The organism is Bacteroides sp. 2201st1_D9_2201SCRN_220225 (assembly GCF_040928965.1).
Taxonomy (GTDB): domain Bacteria; phylum Bacteroidota; class Bacteroidia; order Bacteroidales; family Bacteroidaceae; genus Bacteroides; species Bacteroides stercoris.
Genome location: NZ_JBCODG010000012.1, coordinates 22,705 through 38,603, shown reverse-complemented (window position 1 = coordinate 38,603; position 15,899 = coordinate 22,705). Strand labels below are relative to the sequence as shown.

The 15,899-nt window shown below is 47.9% G+C and carries 11 protein-coding genes; 10 read left to right on the top strand and 1 reads right to left on the bottom strand.

Annotated features, from left to right (window positions below):
- Positions 1-55 precede the first annotated feature (55 nt).
- The 9 genes from AB5903_RS05825 (at position 56) to AB5903_RS05785 (ending at position 11,368) form a co-directional block, all read left to right on the top strand.
- Positions 56-379, top strand: coding sequence for a hypothetical protein (locus AB5903_RS05825; protein ID WP_005654882.1), 324 nt, complete (start codon positions 56-58; stop codon positions 377-379).
- On the top strand, positions 376-588 hold the full coding sequence (locus AB5903_RS05820) for a sulfurtransferase TusA family protein (RefSeq protein WP_005654881.1): 213 nt from the start codon (positions 376-378) through the stop codon (positions 586-588). Before AB5903_RS05825 ends, AB5903_RS05820 begins: the two co-directional genes overlap by 4 nt.
- 26 nt (positions 589-614) lie before the next feature.
- Positions 615-2,420 (top strand): YgiQ family radical SAM protein, encoded by a 1,806-nt coding sequence (locus tag AB5903_RS05815; RefSeq protein ID WP_368117685.1) that lies wholly within the window; start codon positions 615-617, stop codon positions 2,418-2,420.
- A 331-nt stretch (positions 2,421-2,751) separates the two neighbouring features.
- Entirely contained in the window at positions 2,752-3,444 is a 693-nt protein-coding gene (locus tag AB5903_RS05810; RefSeq protein WP_005654874.1) for a DUF3575 domain-containing protein, read from the top strand.
- A gap of 20 nt (positions 3,445-3,464) precedes the next feature.
- Positions 3,465-4,535 (top strand): OmpA family protein, encoded by a 1,071-nt coding sequence (locus AB5903_RS05805; RefSeq protein ID WP_005654872.1) that lies wholly within the window; start codon positions 3,465-3,467, stop codon positions 4,533-4,535.
- Positions 4,536-4,608: 73 nt separating this feature from the next.
- Positions 4,609-5,814: a fimbrial protein gene (locus tag AB5903_RS05800; RefSeq protein WP_005654870.1), complete on the top strand. Its 1,206-nt coding sequence runs from the start codon at positions 4,609-4,611 to the stop codon at positions 5,812-5,814.
- A 13-nt stretch (positions 5,815-5,827) separates the two neighbouring features.
- On the top strand, positions 5,828-6,727 hold the full coding sequence (locus AB5903_RS05795) for a FimB/Mfa2 family fimbrial subunit (protein WP_117857861.1): 900 nt from the start codon (positions 5,828-5,830) through the stop codon (positions 6,725-6,727).
- Between the two features lie 18 nt (positions 6,728-6,745).
- Positions 6,746-8,188, top strand: coding sequence for a fimbrial protein (locus AB5903_RS05790; RefSeq protein ID WP_272710230.1), 1,443 nt, complete (start codon positions 6,746-6,748; stop codon positions 8,186-8,188).
- Positions 8,189-8,224: 36 nt separating this feature from the next.
- Positions 8,225-11,368 (top strand): hypothetical protein, encoded by a 3,144-nt coding sequence (locus AB5903_RS05785; protein WP_272710228.1) that lies wholly within the window; start codon positions 8,225-8,227, stop codon positions 11,366-11,368.
- A gap of 196 nt (positions 11,369-11,564) precedes the next feature.
- On the opposite strand, the gene mfd is transcribed toward AB5903_RS05785, so the two are convergent.
- A complete protein-coding gene (mfd, locus tag AB5903_RS05780) occupies positions 11,565-14,951 on the bottom strand; it encodes a transcription-repair coupling factor (RefSeq protein WP_272710225.1) in 3,387 nt (1,128 codons plus the stop codon).
- 191 nt (positions 14,952-15,142) lie between these two features.
- On the opposite strand from mfd, the gene AB5903_RS05775 reads away from it, so the two are divergent.
- A complete protein-coding gene (locus tag AB5903_RS05775; RefSeq protein WP_016661339.1) occupies positions 15,143-15,895 on the top strand; it encodes a polyprenol monophosphomannose synthase in 753 nt (250 codons plus the stop codon).
- Positions 15,896-15,899: the final 4 nt, after the last annotated feature.

Genomic DNA, 15,899 nt, shown 5'->3' with positions numbered 1-15,899 from the left:
TTGCTTTTACAGAAAATATGAATCACTGAATATTAACCATTAAAACATTAACGCCATGTACACTATACAAGCCAATCCCAGCGGAACCCGCAACTTGGAAATATCGGAAGAAAACCTTGCCACTATCGAAAAATACGGTCTCTTCCGTCATCTCATCGACAGTAACGGCATCGTGGACGAAACCGTGCTCGACAAACTCAAACTGAATATCCGTTCCCTCATCGCCGCCCAGGAAGAGGACAGCAAAGACCTGCTCGACCTCTGCATCGATGTTATCTACCACAACAATATGAAAGCCTTCGGATTACAGCAGCTTATCAAGCTCTACCTGCAATGGCTTTCCCAACAAACAACCATAGAAGAGGAAGAAAATAAATGAGAACCATCGACACACGCGGACAGAACCTGTACAGTCCTCTTATTCCGGCCATAAAGGCCATGTGCGAAGCCGGAAAAGGCGAGAAACTGGAAATCATTATGGACGATGCAACCGCCTTTAATGACCTCAAAGAGTATCTTGCCGAACAGGGAATCGGCTTCCGGGAGATTTATGACGGAGAGGAAATGCTGGTACAATTCTGTAAGTAATTAAAACTTTCCGTATCTTTGCACCCATGAAAGAGTACAGACTGACTGATTGGTTGCCTACAACCAGGAAAGAAGTGGAACTTCGCGGGTGGGATAAGCTGGACGTTATTTTGTTCAGCGGTGATGCGTATGTGGATCATCCGTCATTCGGGGCAGCCGTCATTGGGCGCATCCTCGAAGCGGAAGGTTTGCGTGTGGCGATTATACCCCAACCCAACTGGCGAGATGACTTACGGGATTTCAAGAAACTGGGACGTCCCCGTCTCTTCTTCGGTGTCAGTGCAGGCTGTATGGACAGCATGGTCAACAAATACACTGCCAACAAACGTCTGCGCAGCGATGATGCCTATACTCCCGACGCACGTCCGGACATGCGTCCCGAATATCCTTCGATTGTCTATACCCAAATACTGAAAAAGCTATACCCCGATGTACCTGTCATACTGGGCGGCATCGAAGCAAGCATGCGCCGGTTGACACATTACGACTACTGGCAAGACCGTGTGCGCCCAAGCATCCTTGTGGACAGCGGTGCCGATGCACTGATATACGGCATGGGTGAAAAACCCATTATGGAACTTGTACGAAAACTGAAACAGCAACAACCGATTCTTGACATCCCCCAATTGGCTTATCTTACGAAAGAAGTGCTGCCGCAAGAAGGAGATATCACCCTATTCACACATGAAGAATGTCTGAAAGACAAGAAGAAACAGGCTTCCAACTTCCGCCATATCGAAGAAGAGAGTAATAAATATGCTGCTTCGCGTATCTTGCAGGCCGTAGGCAGGCAAACTGTCGTTGTCAACCCGCCTTATACGCCCTTGACGGAAGCGGAACTCGACCGTTCTTTCGACCTGCCTTACACGCGTCTCCCGCATCCCAAATATAAGGGCAAACGCATACCCGCATACGATATGATTAAGTTCTCCGTCAACATTCATCGCGGATGTTTCGGCGGTTGTGCTTTCTGTACCATTTCGGCACATCAGGGCAAGTTTATCGTCAGCCGCAGCAAGGAAAGCATATTGAAAGAAGTAAAGGCAGTAATGGAATTGCCGGATTTCAAAGGGTATCTTAGCGACTTGGGCGGTCCTTCTGCCAATATGTACAAGATGCGGGGACGTGATGAAGCCATGTGTAAGAAGTGCAAACGCCCGTCGTGCATCCACCCCAAAGTATGTCCTAACCTGAATACAGACCATAGTCCGCTACTCGATATTTATCATGCGGTAGACAGTCTGCCCGGCATCAAAAAATCATTTATCGGCAGCGGTGTACGCTATGACCTGCTGCTGCACCAAAGCAAAGACCCCAAAACCAACAAAAGCACGCAGGAATACACCCGCGAACTCATAGTTCGCCATGTCAGCGGCCGCCTTAAAGTTGCGCCGGAGCATACCTCGGAACGGGTGCTCAGCATCATGCGCAAACCGCCATTCAGCCAGTTCGGAGAGTTCAAAAAGATATTCGACCGTATCAACCGCGAAGAAGGTCTGAGACAACAGCTCATCCCCTACTTTATCTCCAGCCACCCCGGCTGCAAGGAAGAAGATATGGCGGAACTTGCTGTCATCACCAAGCGTCTGGACTTTCATCTGGAACAGGTACAGGACTTTACTCCTACCCCCATGACCGTTGCTACCGAAGCATGGTACACTGGTTTCCACCCCTATACACTGGAACCCGTATTCAGTGCCAAGACCCAGCGCGAGAAATTGGCACAACGTCAGTTCTTCTTCTGGTACAAACCCGAAGAACGGAGAAATATTATCAATGAACTGCGACGGATAGGACGAAAAGATTTGATTGACAAGCTGTACGGGAAATAACAGCACCGACAACCGGACCATCCATATCCTGTGACAGGCAACTTTCAATAAGTTAAAACATTCTTTTCTATTAAAATAAACTTACTTTCATAAAACAAATGAATAGTTATCGATGTTGATAGATGACATTGCCTGATAACTATTTGTAAAAATTAGTATACAGGCATATCATTAGAAGCTAATTGTTCCGTTTGCAATAATACCATCCGACCAATTAAAATTCTCTTGAACTTAGTAATAATAAAAGTACGAAAACCGGACATCGTATCCGGCTTTCCGGACTCCAACACTCTCTTAAAAGCAATCGGTTGGTAACAAAAAGTCAGTAGCAATGATACAGCGTACAATTAAAAACAGAATCCGATACTCTAAATATAAACTTCTGCTTATGCTCATAGGGGTATTATCGGCACACTCTTGGACACAAGCGCAAAACAGTCCGCCGACCAATGAAGTGATGATCGACATCGACACAACCGCCTCATGGGAAAAAATAAAAAAGAAAAAGACACATCTGGCTCTCAAAACAAATCTCCTGTACGCTGCTACCTTAACTCCCAATCTGGGTTTGGAAATAGGAATAACCCCACAGATAAGCCTCAACATAGTCGGCAGCTATAATCCATGGAACCGTGAAGGGAAAAAAGGCGATAATGACAAGCTGGTACATTGGTTAGTGCAACCCGAAGTGAGATACTGGCTTTGTGAAGCATCAAACGGACATTTTATCGGCATTCATGGCATTGTCACAAAATACAATATCGCCGGGTATAGCCTATTCAGCATGCTCGATAAGAACTATCGCTACGAAGGTTGGGGAGCAGGAGTCGGAATCAATTACGGATACAGTTGGGCATTCTCCAAAAGATGGGGCATAGAGGCTTACCTTGGAATAGGAGTCGTGCAATTCACATTCGACAAGACAGATAACAGGGACTGGTGCTGTAACAAGTCCGAACATGCTGAAAAGACCTATTTCGGGCCCACCCAAATAGGCATTTCATTAATCTACAACATTAAATAATCCGGAGAAATATAAACCTAATGAATCCTATTATTATCATCATTTCATTCATTTCACTACTGATACCTGCCTATGCCCGGGCATCAACAGAAAGCGGGTCTCAGGGAAGACACCTGTCCATCACTCAAATTCAAGTGCGGAATACAGGTGACAGTATAGAGCTCAGCTTCAGTTGTGCTTCCGCCCGGTTCAATACCCGAAAGCCGGAACGCATTACGGTTACTCCGGTAATTTCCGATGGCGTTCATCAAGCACGGTTCCCCTCTTTTGCAATAATTGGCAAAAGGAAGAGGATGTCCCCTGCATTACAGTACAATGCAACCATGAAATACGAAGACTGGATGCGAGGAAGCATACTTACCTTTGAAAGCAACATTAAATTATGCGCCAAACAAGCCATACTGACAACAGCCGTTGTCAACAACAGAATACTTCAGGACCCGGATGTGGAAATCGTACAATTTACCGATACCGCCGAAACTGTCATACCTGTTCTTACTACTGCCGAAAAGCTGGCTCAAGACTACGATTTTCTGGCTGACGAGTCCACGAGAAGCGAATTTGATGAAGAAAACCGGAGCAATGCTGTTTCCATTTTATTTAAAACTGGTTCGGCAACCCTGCTTCCCGAATACCGGAACAACAGTCGGAATCTGGATTTACTGGTCGATATTATCCTGAAGATTAACCAGTCTCCCGACAGTCGCATCAGTCATATCCTGATTGCAGGTTATGCGTCTCCCGATGGCGATATCCGCATAAACTCCGACCTTGCAATGCTTCGCGCCGCTGCATTGAAAAAGTATCTGATGCGGCACACCCGGCTCGACTCCGGTACATTCGAGGTAATTAACGGCAAGATAGACTGGTACGGTTTGTCCCAGATGGTCGGTAAATCCGATATGCCGGATAAGGAAACGGTACTCAATATTCTCAGTGTCACTCCCGTCGAGGGAAGCTCGGGCAAACGTGGCAGAAAGAACGAACTTATGTACCTGAAAGCCGGAGTCCCTTACCGTTATATGCTGAAGAACTTCTTTCCGGCACTCCGTTCAAGCACCTGTATCAAGGTATTTTACGAAAAAAAATAAGAATATAAAATAAAAAGACTCCCGACAGGGAGTATGCAATTCACTTTTCTAATAACTTAACAAAACTTTAATTATGAAATTAAGAAATCTTTTGGCAGTTTCCGCAACTGCATTCACATTGCTGTCATGCAATGATTCAGACAATCATCCGACTCCCGGCAAAGGTGAGTTAACCCCCATTACCGTCAATATAAAAGGAAATGCCGACACCCGTGCACTGACAGGAGAAGAAACGGGCGCAACCAACGAAAACGACATCAACTCATTGGAGTTCTTTGTTTTCAACAGCGACGGTTCTTTCCAGAAGTATTATAAACCGGCAAGCGTGGCATCCGACAATCAATACACATTCCTTGTCAACGCCGGCAGTCTGACCATCCTTACTGCTGCCAACCAAAACTTAGGTGAACCCTCACCCGCCCCTGCCTCTTTGGCAGATTTCAAAAAGAGCAGCTCATACAAAGAGCTTTCTTTGGATGGCACAAACTCCCGTTCGGACATCAGTACTTCCCTCGGGTTTGCCATGGCGGCAGAAGGGACGGCCAATGTAGTGGAAGGCGAGACAAACAAATTAAGCCTTTCCATACGCCGTTTGCTGAGTAAGGTTGAAAGCCCCAGGGTAGCCCCTACCAACGAAATAAAAATACCCGATGCCGAGTTGCTTAAAATATTGGGACTCGGCACTTCCGAAACCGTTCCAAACGATTTGAAATGGACATTCAAGGGTTATATGGTAATCAACGGCATCAACCAATCACTGGCTTTTGAATACGAGAACCTGACAAACTGGGAACGTTTTGCCACTGCATCCAACTTCAAAACTACATTCAGCCCCGACGGTGCAACTGTAGAGACCGTATATTCCGTAAAAAGCGATGATAACAGCGAAACATCAAACGGCTTCCTGCCGGCTGGCTACGACAAACCGGTCTATGTATACGAAAACATTCCTACCATGCTGCAAGGCGGCAACGGACAGGCGGCAACGGTATTCGACAAAGATGAAGTTGTGGCTTTCATCATCAAGGGAACATTCTCTGGCACAGGAGTTTCAGATGTGACCCGCTACTGGAGAGTCAATCTTCTGAAAGACGACGCTTGGAAAATATTCCGTAACAGCATTTACCGCATCACGATGCAGGACATCACTACCGTAGGATGGGGTACTCCGAAAGAAGCCGAAGAAGAAGGACCTGTTATCGACCCTTCCGAAAGCAGCATTACAATAGACATTGAAGTAGCCAAGTGGGATGTCAGAACCCAAGATGTAGACCTATAAACGTACAAATATCGTGAAGAAAGTAATTCTAATAATATCAATGGCATTATCCCTCACCGGATGTACCCATGAAGGTCCTCACACAGGTTGTGACGAGGGCTCATTGAATCTGCTCTTCACGTATGACGGCAACACGGCCGGCTTTGACCAAACCATAGCCGAAGACATAGAATTATATCTGTATGACGACCAGGGAAAAAAGATGAATGAAAGGCATATCCCCTATGAAAACATCAAAGGGGGTAAGCCTTACCCTCTTGAGTTGTCCTATTCGGGAAATGCCTATCTTGTGGCATGGACATTGACAGGCAACGAGGATATCAAAAAGACTTCCCCCGCATTGCATGACGATGAAAGCTATTCCACCGCCAGGTTCAGTATGGGCGAACATGCCACGAAGCTGTCATCTGCCTATAACGGTTCCATGCAGGAACTCTTCCTGAGAAGTATGGCGTTTACCCACAACCGACAGGAAAACCGTATTCTCAGTGTCGATGTCCAAAAACAGTTATGCAGCATTTCCGTCACCATAGAAGAAGGAAGCAATTTCGCAACCCGATACTCCGGAACACTCAGCATGGCCATTTACGGTTCATCCCATTCATACAATATTGCTGAAGACAAACAAAACGGCAGCAGGATTGTGATAGAAGACAGCTTCGCCTATATAGAAAGCAGCAATGAATACGTTGCGGAGAACAAGGTCATGCCTGCTTCCGTCGATTCGGCAACCGGGCAGAGAGACAACATTGTTGTCACGATTCTTGAAGACGGAGCAGCCTGCCTGAGCGTAGATACGGAGACTCAAGCGCTACGAGGCGCACAAATCAATGTTGTAATCAGACCGACGAAAATGGAAGCGATTATTACAGTCGGCTCATGGCAGATTCGTAAGGCAGTGACTGTACTTTAATAAAAAAACGGTAAAAATATGAGAAAATCATTTATACTATTAACAATATGCGCATTGGCGGGACTTTGGTCGTGTCAGTCAAGGATTGAAGACGAAACTCCCATTACGTACGCTTCGGACGAATCCGAAGTGGAAATTACTGTTGCAGCGGACAGAACGCCCCGCAATGTCCCGTCAGCCACTCCGGACGAAAACATCATCGATAATCTGGATATATTGCTTTTCGATTCCAACGGAAAGTTTATATGTTGGCGGGCGACTTTCAAGATAAACGGAAAGTTGCGGACGACTCTTCCCGTAGGCAAAGACTACGATGCCTATTTCTTGGCCAATTGCCGTAGCTTCATCGGGGAAATGCTTCCCGATAAAGCCACGGAAAAACAATACAGGCAGCAGGCGGATTGGGAAGTCTTTCGAAAAACCTTGGTTGATGCAAACCCTCAAAGGCTGCTCCAGGAAAATACAGCTTTTACCAGCCTGCCCATGTGGGGAATGCTGAAGAAGCAGGATGTAAACGACCGTGTAATCAATTATTGGCCGCTACTGAGCCTGACCCGTTCGGTCGCATCAGTAGATGTGTATGTAGCCAATGGCATCGACTATTTTATATTAAAAGACATCACCCTGTTTCATGTGCCCGACAAGGGCTTCTTAGGCAACGTCCCTGCTAATGTTACAGATGGGCAGGCTCTGGAAGCCTCTTCACCCGCAGATATGCAGACCGGCCTGACTTTGGAATCGGACAGCTACAACAGCACCGACCGTTCCATTGCCAACAAGCTTTATCTGTACGACAACGATACGGAGAACGAAACTGCAGACAAGAAGCATACCCGCCTCGTCATCGGAGCCGAATACAAAGGAACGAAAGGCTATTACCCCGTTGATTTTGAAGATACCGATGCAGACAAGCTCATCAAAATCATACGGAACAAGAAGTACGTATTCAATATCAATTCTGCCGACGGTCCGGGATATGCGGATAAGGCAACAGCCGCCAGCCAGCCTTCCGTCCATATCAATGTCAACATCATAGAATGGGACATGACGGAAGGACAGATGGGAGCAAGCGGCAATTACTACTTGTGGACGGAAAAGCGTGAAGCGGTATTATACCGCAAGGCAAACTCTGCTGTTACTATCGGCATGAAAAGCAACATCCTGTCAGAAGCTATTACCATGGTTTTTAAAACGGACCTAAACGGGCCTGCCACAAACATCGCAAACGGCATCCGCAACAACCGCTTCGAAGCCCTGTTTGTGAACGATGCCGACGGCTATCCTGCCGGACTGAAAATAACGGCTTTGGGAGACTACGATAAAAACTCCGCCGGTACCAACTCCGATACAATCGTGCTGCTTTCCGGACGAATCAGACTGGAAATACAAATACACCTGTATAATCAAGGGCAGAACGACTGGGAACTGGATGGCGACATCAGCACCGATTTAGGAGAATAATTATATAACATCATTACAATAAAAACAATCAACATAATGAGAAAAATATTATGGTATGCTTTTCTTCTGATACCGGCCGTTTTCACGTCTTGCAATTTGGAAGACGATAGCGGGCTCATTCCACAAGAAAACAGAAAACTGACTATCAGCTTCAGTGTACAAGACCCTGCCAGCGGATTGGCTACACGTGCGGCCATCGCACCGGAAGCCGGGGAAGAAAATATAAAAACGCTCGATTTGATTTTCTTCGAATCAAACGGTAACGGTACCGGCACATTCAAAGGCTGGAAAGAACTGACCTCTGCATCCGGCTCTCCCTTGGAGATGAATACCGACATTGTGTTCGACTTTTCGGATATAGGACTAAAAACGACAGATGCTTATGATATTTTAGCTGTAGCCAATATGGGAAGCAACTATCTGCCCACAGACGGTTCGCAAAGTATGGACGACTGGAAAAACGCCATTAAGAACAGCAACTTCAAAACAGCCCGGGCGGAAGTACAGGCTTTTATGGCAGGTACATCCGCAGATATCCCCGAATATATTACAAAACCGATAGTGAGCGAAGCATTGCTTATGAGCGCTTCGCTTAGAAAAGAATCGGAAGATACTAAAATCAGCATAGTATTGCAACGTTCCGTTGCCCGTTTCGACGTGTATAACTCGGCGGCAGGATATACGCTTGAATCCGTTTCCGTATGGAACGGATACCCTTCCCTCTTTGTGTGGAACGGAGAGCCTACTGCTTTCGACAAAGCGGCGAAACGAATTGCAAGACTCTACGGAGTGGAGAGCGAAGCCGGTGCCGACATTGTAGGAAAACTATACGCATACGAAAACTATGTACCCGCCCCCAAACAGAACGACCAGGTGACTACCTGCCTCATCATCAAAGTAAGAAACAAGCAGAGCGGTACGGCATCGTATCACCGCGTCAATGTACACCCGCTGGAATCGGGACAGTCGCTCAAACGCAATAATGTGTACAAACTTACCGTCAATTCCGTAAAGAAAGAAGGATATGCCACCGAACTGGAAGCCTATAAAGGCACACTGACTTCTTTAAGTTACTCCATCAACTACTGGGATATGGACAGCCACGGCACGGTGCAATTCGATGGTGACAACATTCTGGCCATACCTTCCAAAAAAGTTCTGTTCACCCCCAATGGCGGCAGTTATGATTTGGGCATATTCACTTTTGGCGAAGGGACGTTATCCGTCAGCAAAAAGGTGCTGGACAACGGTCTGTCCGCCACTCTGAACGGCAAAACACTGACCGTATCGGCCACTGCACTGGACAATGTAAAAGACCGGCGCAGCGGAATCGTCGAACTCTCTTTCGGCAATCTGAAAGCGACCATAGACGTGGTACAGTTGGAAGGCGGAGACCTCTATCTAGAACTGAACCCGAAAACCATTTCCCATTTTGGCAATACCGCCGGTGTGGCTGCATCTCCCATTGCAGTAAAGAGTTCGGGAGAGTGGAGCGCAAGCATCTATCCCCCGGGAGCCGGTGCTTTCTTCTCTTTTGCCCAAACGGGTTCCGCCGCCGTAACCGATTACGACAGCAGTAAAGCTGTAAACAACATTATTCCCGTCTATACCCATACCGGCAACACAGGTATCAGTCCGCGTTATGGTTTTATGGTAGTCAGCTTGAAAGAAGACCCTTCGGTACAAGGCACCATGTTACTGATTCAGGACGGTGTGCCCGGATTTACGCTGACACCGGATATTGCTTCCATCGACTTTGAATACGACGGTGAACTGACAATCACCGGCAACAATACCAATTCGTTCCTTGTCAACCCCGGATTGACGGCAGACGGCTCAACCGTCAACGAATGGGAATACGTGCTTGAAGGCAACGATGCGGCAGTCTTTGAAGTAAAGGACACGCACGATGCGTCCGATCCCAAGCTCAACCGTATCACCGTAAAGGCCAAAAGTCATAATGAAGGCAACGGTATCCTGAAAGCCCGGCTCTATCTGGCTTTGAAAGCCTCTCCCGGAGTGAAGTCTCATGTAATCGACATCAGCCAGCAACCAATGTCATTCGGTACAGGAGTTCCGGGCAACACGCTTTACATATCCGAAAATGCGGACGAGACCCAACTTATAACTCTGCAAGGCGGTAGCGGGATGCGATGGATTGCCGAACTGGAACAACCCGAACCGGCAACGGCTCATGCGTACAATATAAAAATGACCGGCGAAAACGGTACGGAGATGTCTTGGGGAAGCGAATACACCATGAGTACCAAATTCAAGGTCAATTTTCCCAAAACACTGTACAAGGACGCCAACCGGAACATCACCTATAATGTAAAACTTACTTTGGCCGGAACGGCAGTAACAATCCGTCTGGCTATCGTAAGAACGGTGCTTCAGCCCATAGCGATTAACACCGCCAATCTTTCCGGTGGCTACGGTTCACTCGGCAACGGCATTTTCAGCACATTCCGCGAATACGGCAATTACGGCACATTCTTCGGTCCTCAAGGAATAGTCTATACTCCGGCAGTACCGACTTTGCCGAACAGCGACAATAACAATGCGGGAGTAGGCGCAGACATTCCGGACAATGTGAACATTCTCTTCTCGGGAACATACACAAGCAGAATTGCAAATTATTATGACAATCTGCTTACTTGGCTCAAGAGCAGTCCCGGCAAGAACAGAATTACCGTAATCACTCTTGACAACAGTGTCGCGGATAATCAGGCCTTGTTCACCAAGATCGCCTCATTGGGATATACCTACAAGAGCAACAGTAGCATATCTGCAACTTGGGTCGGAACTCATTCCAACGATCCTGTATGGGATTATATTGTCAAAAACGGACCGTTCAGCAATTACAAGCCGTCGCAATCCATTGACTTCACCGCCTTGTTTTATAGAGACGGGATAAGCGGAAGCTTTGACACGCCTACCGGAGTAACCCATGTACTGGAAGTGCCCGGTTACGGATGTTCCTTGTCTGTCGACCTGCAAAGGCGAATTATAGTTATCGGCGACAGCCAGCATACCAATACCTGGACACCGACTTATAGTGCGCTGGCAAGTACCACCGACAATAAATACTACGGCCGCGGAATACTATGGGCTTCATTGTGGGCAATCATTTACAATACCGCTCAGTACGGAGACCATTTTACGGATGCACTCAAATAGTTGAGGATATCCGGTTACCGCTTATATACAGAGAAGTCCTCAAAAACGGAGCATATCGAATCCGTTTTTGAAGACTTCTCTCATTATATCAATAATAAACAAAGATATATTCTCCACGAGCATATTGCTCCTTTGCCCGTATGGCCGATGCCAACTCATGTTCCGGAATTTAGAATAAAGTCGTAAGCCAATAGAATCATTCTTCCGCCTGCATCGCCACAATCTCCTGTAACACCGACACAGCCTCTTCCACGGTAGTGACGTCCTTCACCACCATGCTCCGCTTGCCGTTCTGCTCACGCAGGTCGCAACGGCGGGTATATTTCATCATGTAGGCGATGACTTTGCCGAAAGCCAGGCTCTGATAGTAAGGGCTGTCCGGATTGGAAACAAAGAACAGCGTCATGCGACCGCCTTTAAGGAACACCTTTTCCGTTCCCAGACGCGCTGCAAGACGGCGTAGGGGAACGATGCGGAGCAGTTCCTCCGTTTCGGGCGGAACAGGTCCGAAACGGTCTTCGAGACGGGCACGGAAAGCATCTACGTCTCTGTCCAGCGTCAATCCGTCCAATTCGCGATAGAGCAGCATACGTTCGCTGCTACCGGTGACGTAGGCGGCGGGCAGCAACAGTTCGAGATCGCTTTCCACCTGGCATTCGTCAACAAACTGCTCGCCGCTGATAGTACCGTCGCCTTTCAATTCATCAGCATAGAGGTCGGCAAATTCGTCGGTCTTAAGCTCACGTACGGCTTCGGACAATATCTTCTGATAAGTTTCGTAGCCCAGATCGGCAATAAAACCGCTTTGCTCCGCGCCGAGCATATTACCCGCACCGCGGATGTCGAGGTCCTGCATGGCAATGTGGATACCGCTACCTAAATCGGAGAAGTTCTCGATGGCCTGCAGGCGGCGTTTGGCTTCAGGAGTAAGCGAGGACAAGGGGGGAGCAAGCAAGTAGCAGAAAGCCTTTTTGTTGCTGCGCCCCACACGGCCGCGCATCTGGTGCAGGTCGCTCAAACCGAAATTCTGTGCCTGGTTGATGATGATGGTATTGGCGTTCGGTATGTCGATACCGCTCTCGATAATGGTGGTGGCGAGCAAGACGTCATAATCATAGTTGACAAAATCGAGAATAATCTTCTCCAGTTCGGCAGGTTCCATCTGTCCGTGACCGATACAGACACGGCAATCGGGAATGTTGCGCTCTATCATCGCTTTCAGTTCCGAAAGATTGGAGATACGGTTGTTTACAAAGAACACCTGTCCGTTGCGGCTCATTTCGAAGTTAATGGCATCAGTGATAATCTCATCACCGAAAGTATGCACCTCCGTCTGAATGGGGTAACGGTTGGGAGGCGGCGTCTGAATAACGCTTAAATCGCGCGCACCCATCAGGGAGAACTGCAAAGTGCGGGGAATGGGAGTGGCGGTCAGGGTCAGGGTATCCACGTTTACTTTCAACTGGCGGAGTTTCTCCTTGACGGAAACGCCGAACTTCTGTTCCTCATCGATAATCAGCAGGCCGAGGTCTTTAAACTTAACATCCTTGCCCAAGATGCGGTGCGTACCGATAAGGATATTCACCTCCCCCCCCGCAAGACCTTTGACAACGGATTTAGTCTGTGCCGCCGTCCGGGCACGACTCAAATATTCCACACGGCAAGGCAAACCTTTCAGACGCTCCTTGAAAGTCTGGAAATGCTGGTAGGCAAGGACAGTGGTGGGAACGAGAACGGCAACCTGCTTGTTGTCCGCCACCGCCTTGAAAGCGGCACGTATGGCAACCTCGGTCTTGCCGAATCCTACATCGCCGCATACCAGCCGGTCCATGGGACGGGCACTTTCCATATCCGCCTTTACGTCGGCAGTCGCCTTGCTCTGGTCGGGGGTATCCTCGTAAATAAAAGACGCTTCCAGCTCCCGTTGCAGGAAACTGTCGGGACTGTATTGGAAGCCTTTCTCTTCGCGCCGTTGCGAATAGAGTTTTATCAGGTCGCGGGCTATATCCTTAATCTTGGTCTTGGTACGGTCCTTCAGTTTCTCCCACGCACCGGTTCCCAATTTGTTGAGACGGGGAGCTTCACCTTCTTTGCCTTTGTACTTGGAAACCTTGTGCAAAGAGTGGATGGAGACAAAGACCACATCGTCATTTTGATAGACCAGGCGCATTACTTCCTGCGTAGTGTCTCCGTTGGGAACACGTACCAATCCCGTAAAACGCCCCACGCCGTGGTCGGTATGTACCACGTAATCTCCAGGGGTAAACTGGTTCAGCTCCTTCAGGCTCAGGGCCACCTTGCCACTGCGGGCTTTATCGCTTTTCAGGTTGTATTTATGGAAACGGTCGAAAAGCTGGTGGTCGGTAAAGATGCAGAGACGCAACGTATCGTCGGCAAAACCCTCATGCAGGGTACGTTCAACGGGTGTGAAGGAGATATTATCTCCCCGGTCTTCAAAGATAGCGCGGATACGGTCGGTCTGCTTCAGACTGTCGCTGCATATATAGAGGGTATAGTTGCGGGAAAGATAGTCGCGGAAACTTTCTGCCACCAAGTCGAAATTCTTATGGAAGATAGGCTGTGCAACGGTGCTGAATGCAACTGTCGCATCCGGCGTTCCGGTGGGCTTCGTACCGAATTCCATGCGGCGGAAATCAAGGGCACGCAAAGTAAACTCTCCTCCATCAATCAACTTACCTTCCAGAGAGATTGCACCGTTTTCTTCGGCTTCGCAGGCTGCAATAGCCTGTGCGGTAAGCGATTCATCGTGGACGACCTGAATACGCTCCCGCAACCAAAGGAAATCACGCATCGCCAGCAAGGTATCCGGCCGCAGAAAATCCAAGAAAGAAACCATGCCACCATTCCCCCCTTGCTCCAAGCTACGGCTTAAATCGGGGACAATGACAATCTCCTCTTTCTTCTCTTTGGAAAGCTGGCTCTCCACTTCAAAAGTACGGATACTCTCCACCTCATCTCCAAAAAAGTCGATACGGAAAGGAAACTCGGACGAAAAGGAAAAGACGTCGATAATACTGCCGCGCACAGCATACTGCCCCGGCTCGTACACATAATCCACATACTCGAACCCATAGCTGCGCAGCACTTCCGTAACAAAGTCCATATCCACCTTTTCGCCGGCATGAAGCTTCAAGGTTTTATCTCCCAGTTCCTTACGGGATACAACTTTTTCCGCCAACGCATCCGGATAGGTAACTACACAAAACCCCTCTTCTCCCTTTTGCAAACGGCTCAGCACTTCCGTACGGAGAATCTCGTTAGCCGCATCTTTCTGGCCGTACTTTATGGCACGGCGGAAAGAAGAAGGAAAAAACAACACCTGTCCGGTTCCCAAAATCTGTGTCAGGTCGTGGTAGAAATATCCCGCCTCTTCCAAATCGCCGAGGATAAAGACAAACGGACATTCCGCCCGCTGCACCAGCACGGATGAAAACAGTGAGGCGGCAGAGGCGCACAAACCACTGCAATAGAGATGACGGACGGAATTGTCCTTTAGCAACTTGCACATGCCTTCTACATTGGGGTGGGTGGCGTATAATTGTTGTAGTTCGGTAATAATCATTGCTGTCTTTTTTAGTTCACCGTAGATTACACAAAGTCACACAGATTAAGAGAAACCGATAATCTGTGTAAACTCATAAATGTTCCATAACGAATTTCCGTTGCAAAAATACATAAATAATCCTTAGTTTTATCTGTAAGTAATAGAAAAGCACTACTTTTGTTCCCAATAACAAGCTCCATCTATTTTCAATGAATATGCAGACATCAGACAGTATTGTCATCATCCCCACCTACAATGAACGGGAAAATATCGAGAATATCATCCGTGCCGTTTTTGCCCTGGAACACGGATTCCACATACTTGTCATCGAAGACGGTTCTCCCGACGGCACAGCCGCCATCGTAAAAGACTTGCAACGCGAATTTCCCCACCGCCTGTTTATGGTGGAGCGTAAGGGAAAACTGGGACTGGGTACGGCCTACATAGCCGGATTCAAATGGGCTCTGCAACGCGACTACCAATATATATTCGAAATGGATGCCGATTTCAGCCATAACCCCAAAGACCTACCCCGCCTCTACCGGGCTTGTACCGAAGAGGGAGCGGATGTGGCCATCGGCTCGCGCTACGTCAGCGGCGTGAATGTGGTAAACTGGCCTATGGGACGTGTGCTGATGTCTTATTTCGCTTCCAAATATGTACGGTTTATCACGGGATTGCCCATACATGACACTACCGCCGGCTTTGTATGCTACCGCCGCAAGGTATTGCAAACCATCAATCTGGACGGCATCCGCTTCAAAGGGTATGCTTTCCAGATAGAAATGAAATTCACCGCTTACAAATGCGGAGCGAATGTAAAGGAAGTGCCGGTTATCTTCATCAACCGCGAACTGGGAACATCCAAGATGAACAGCAGTATTTTCGGAGAAGCCGTGTTCGGAGTTATCCGGCTGAAATGGAACAGCCTGTTCCATAAATATCCAGACTTAAAAAACTAAAGAT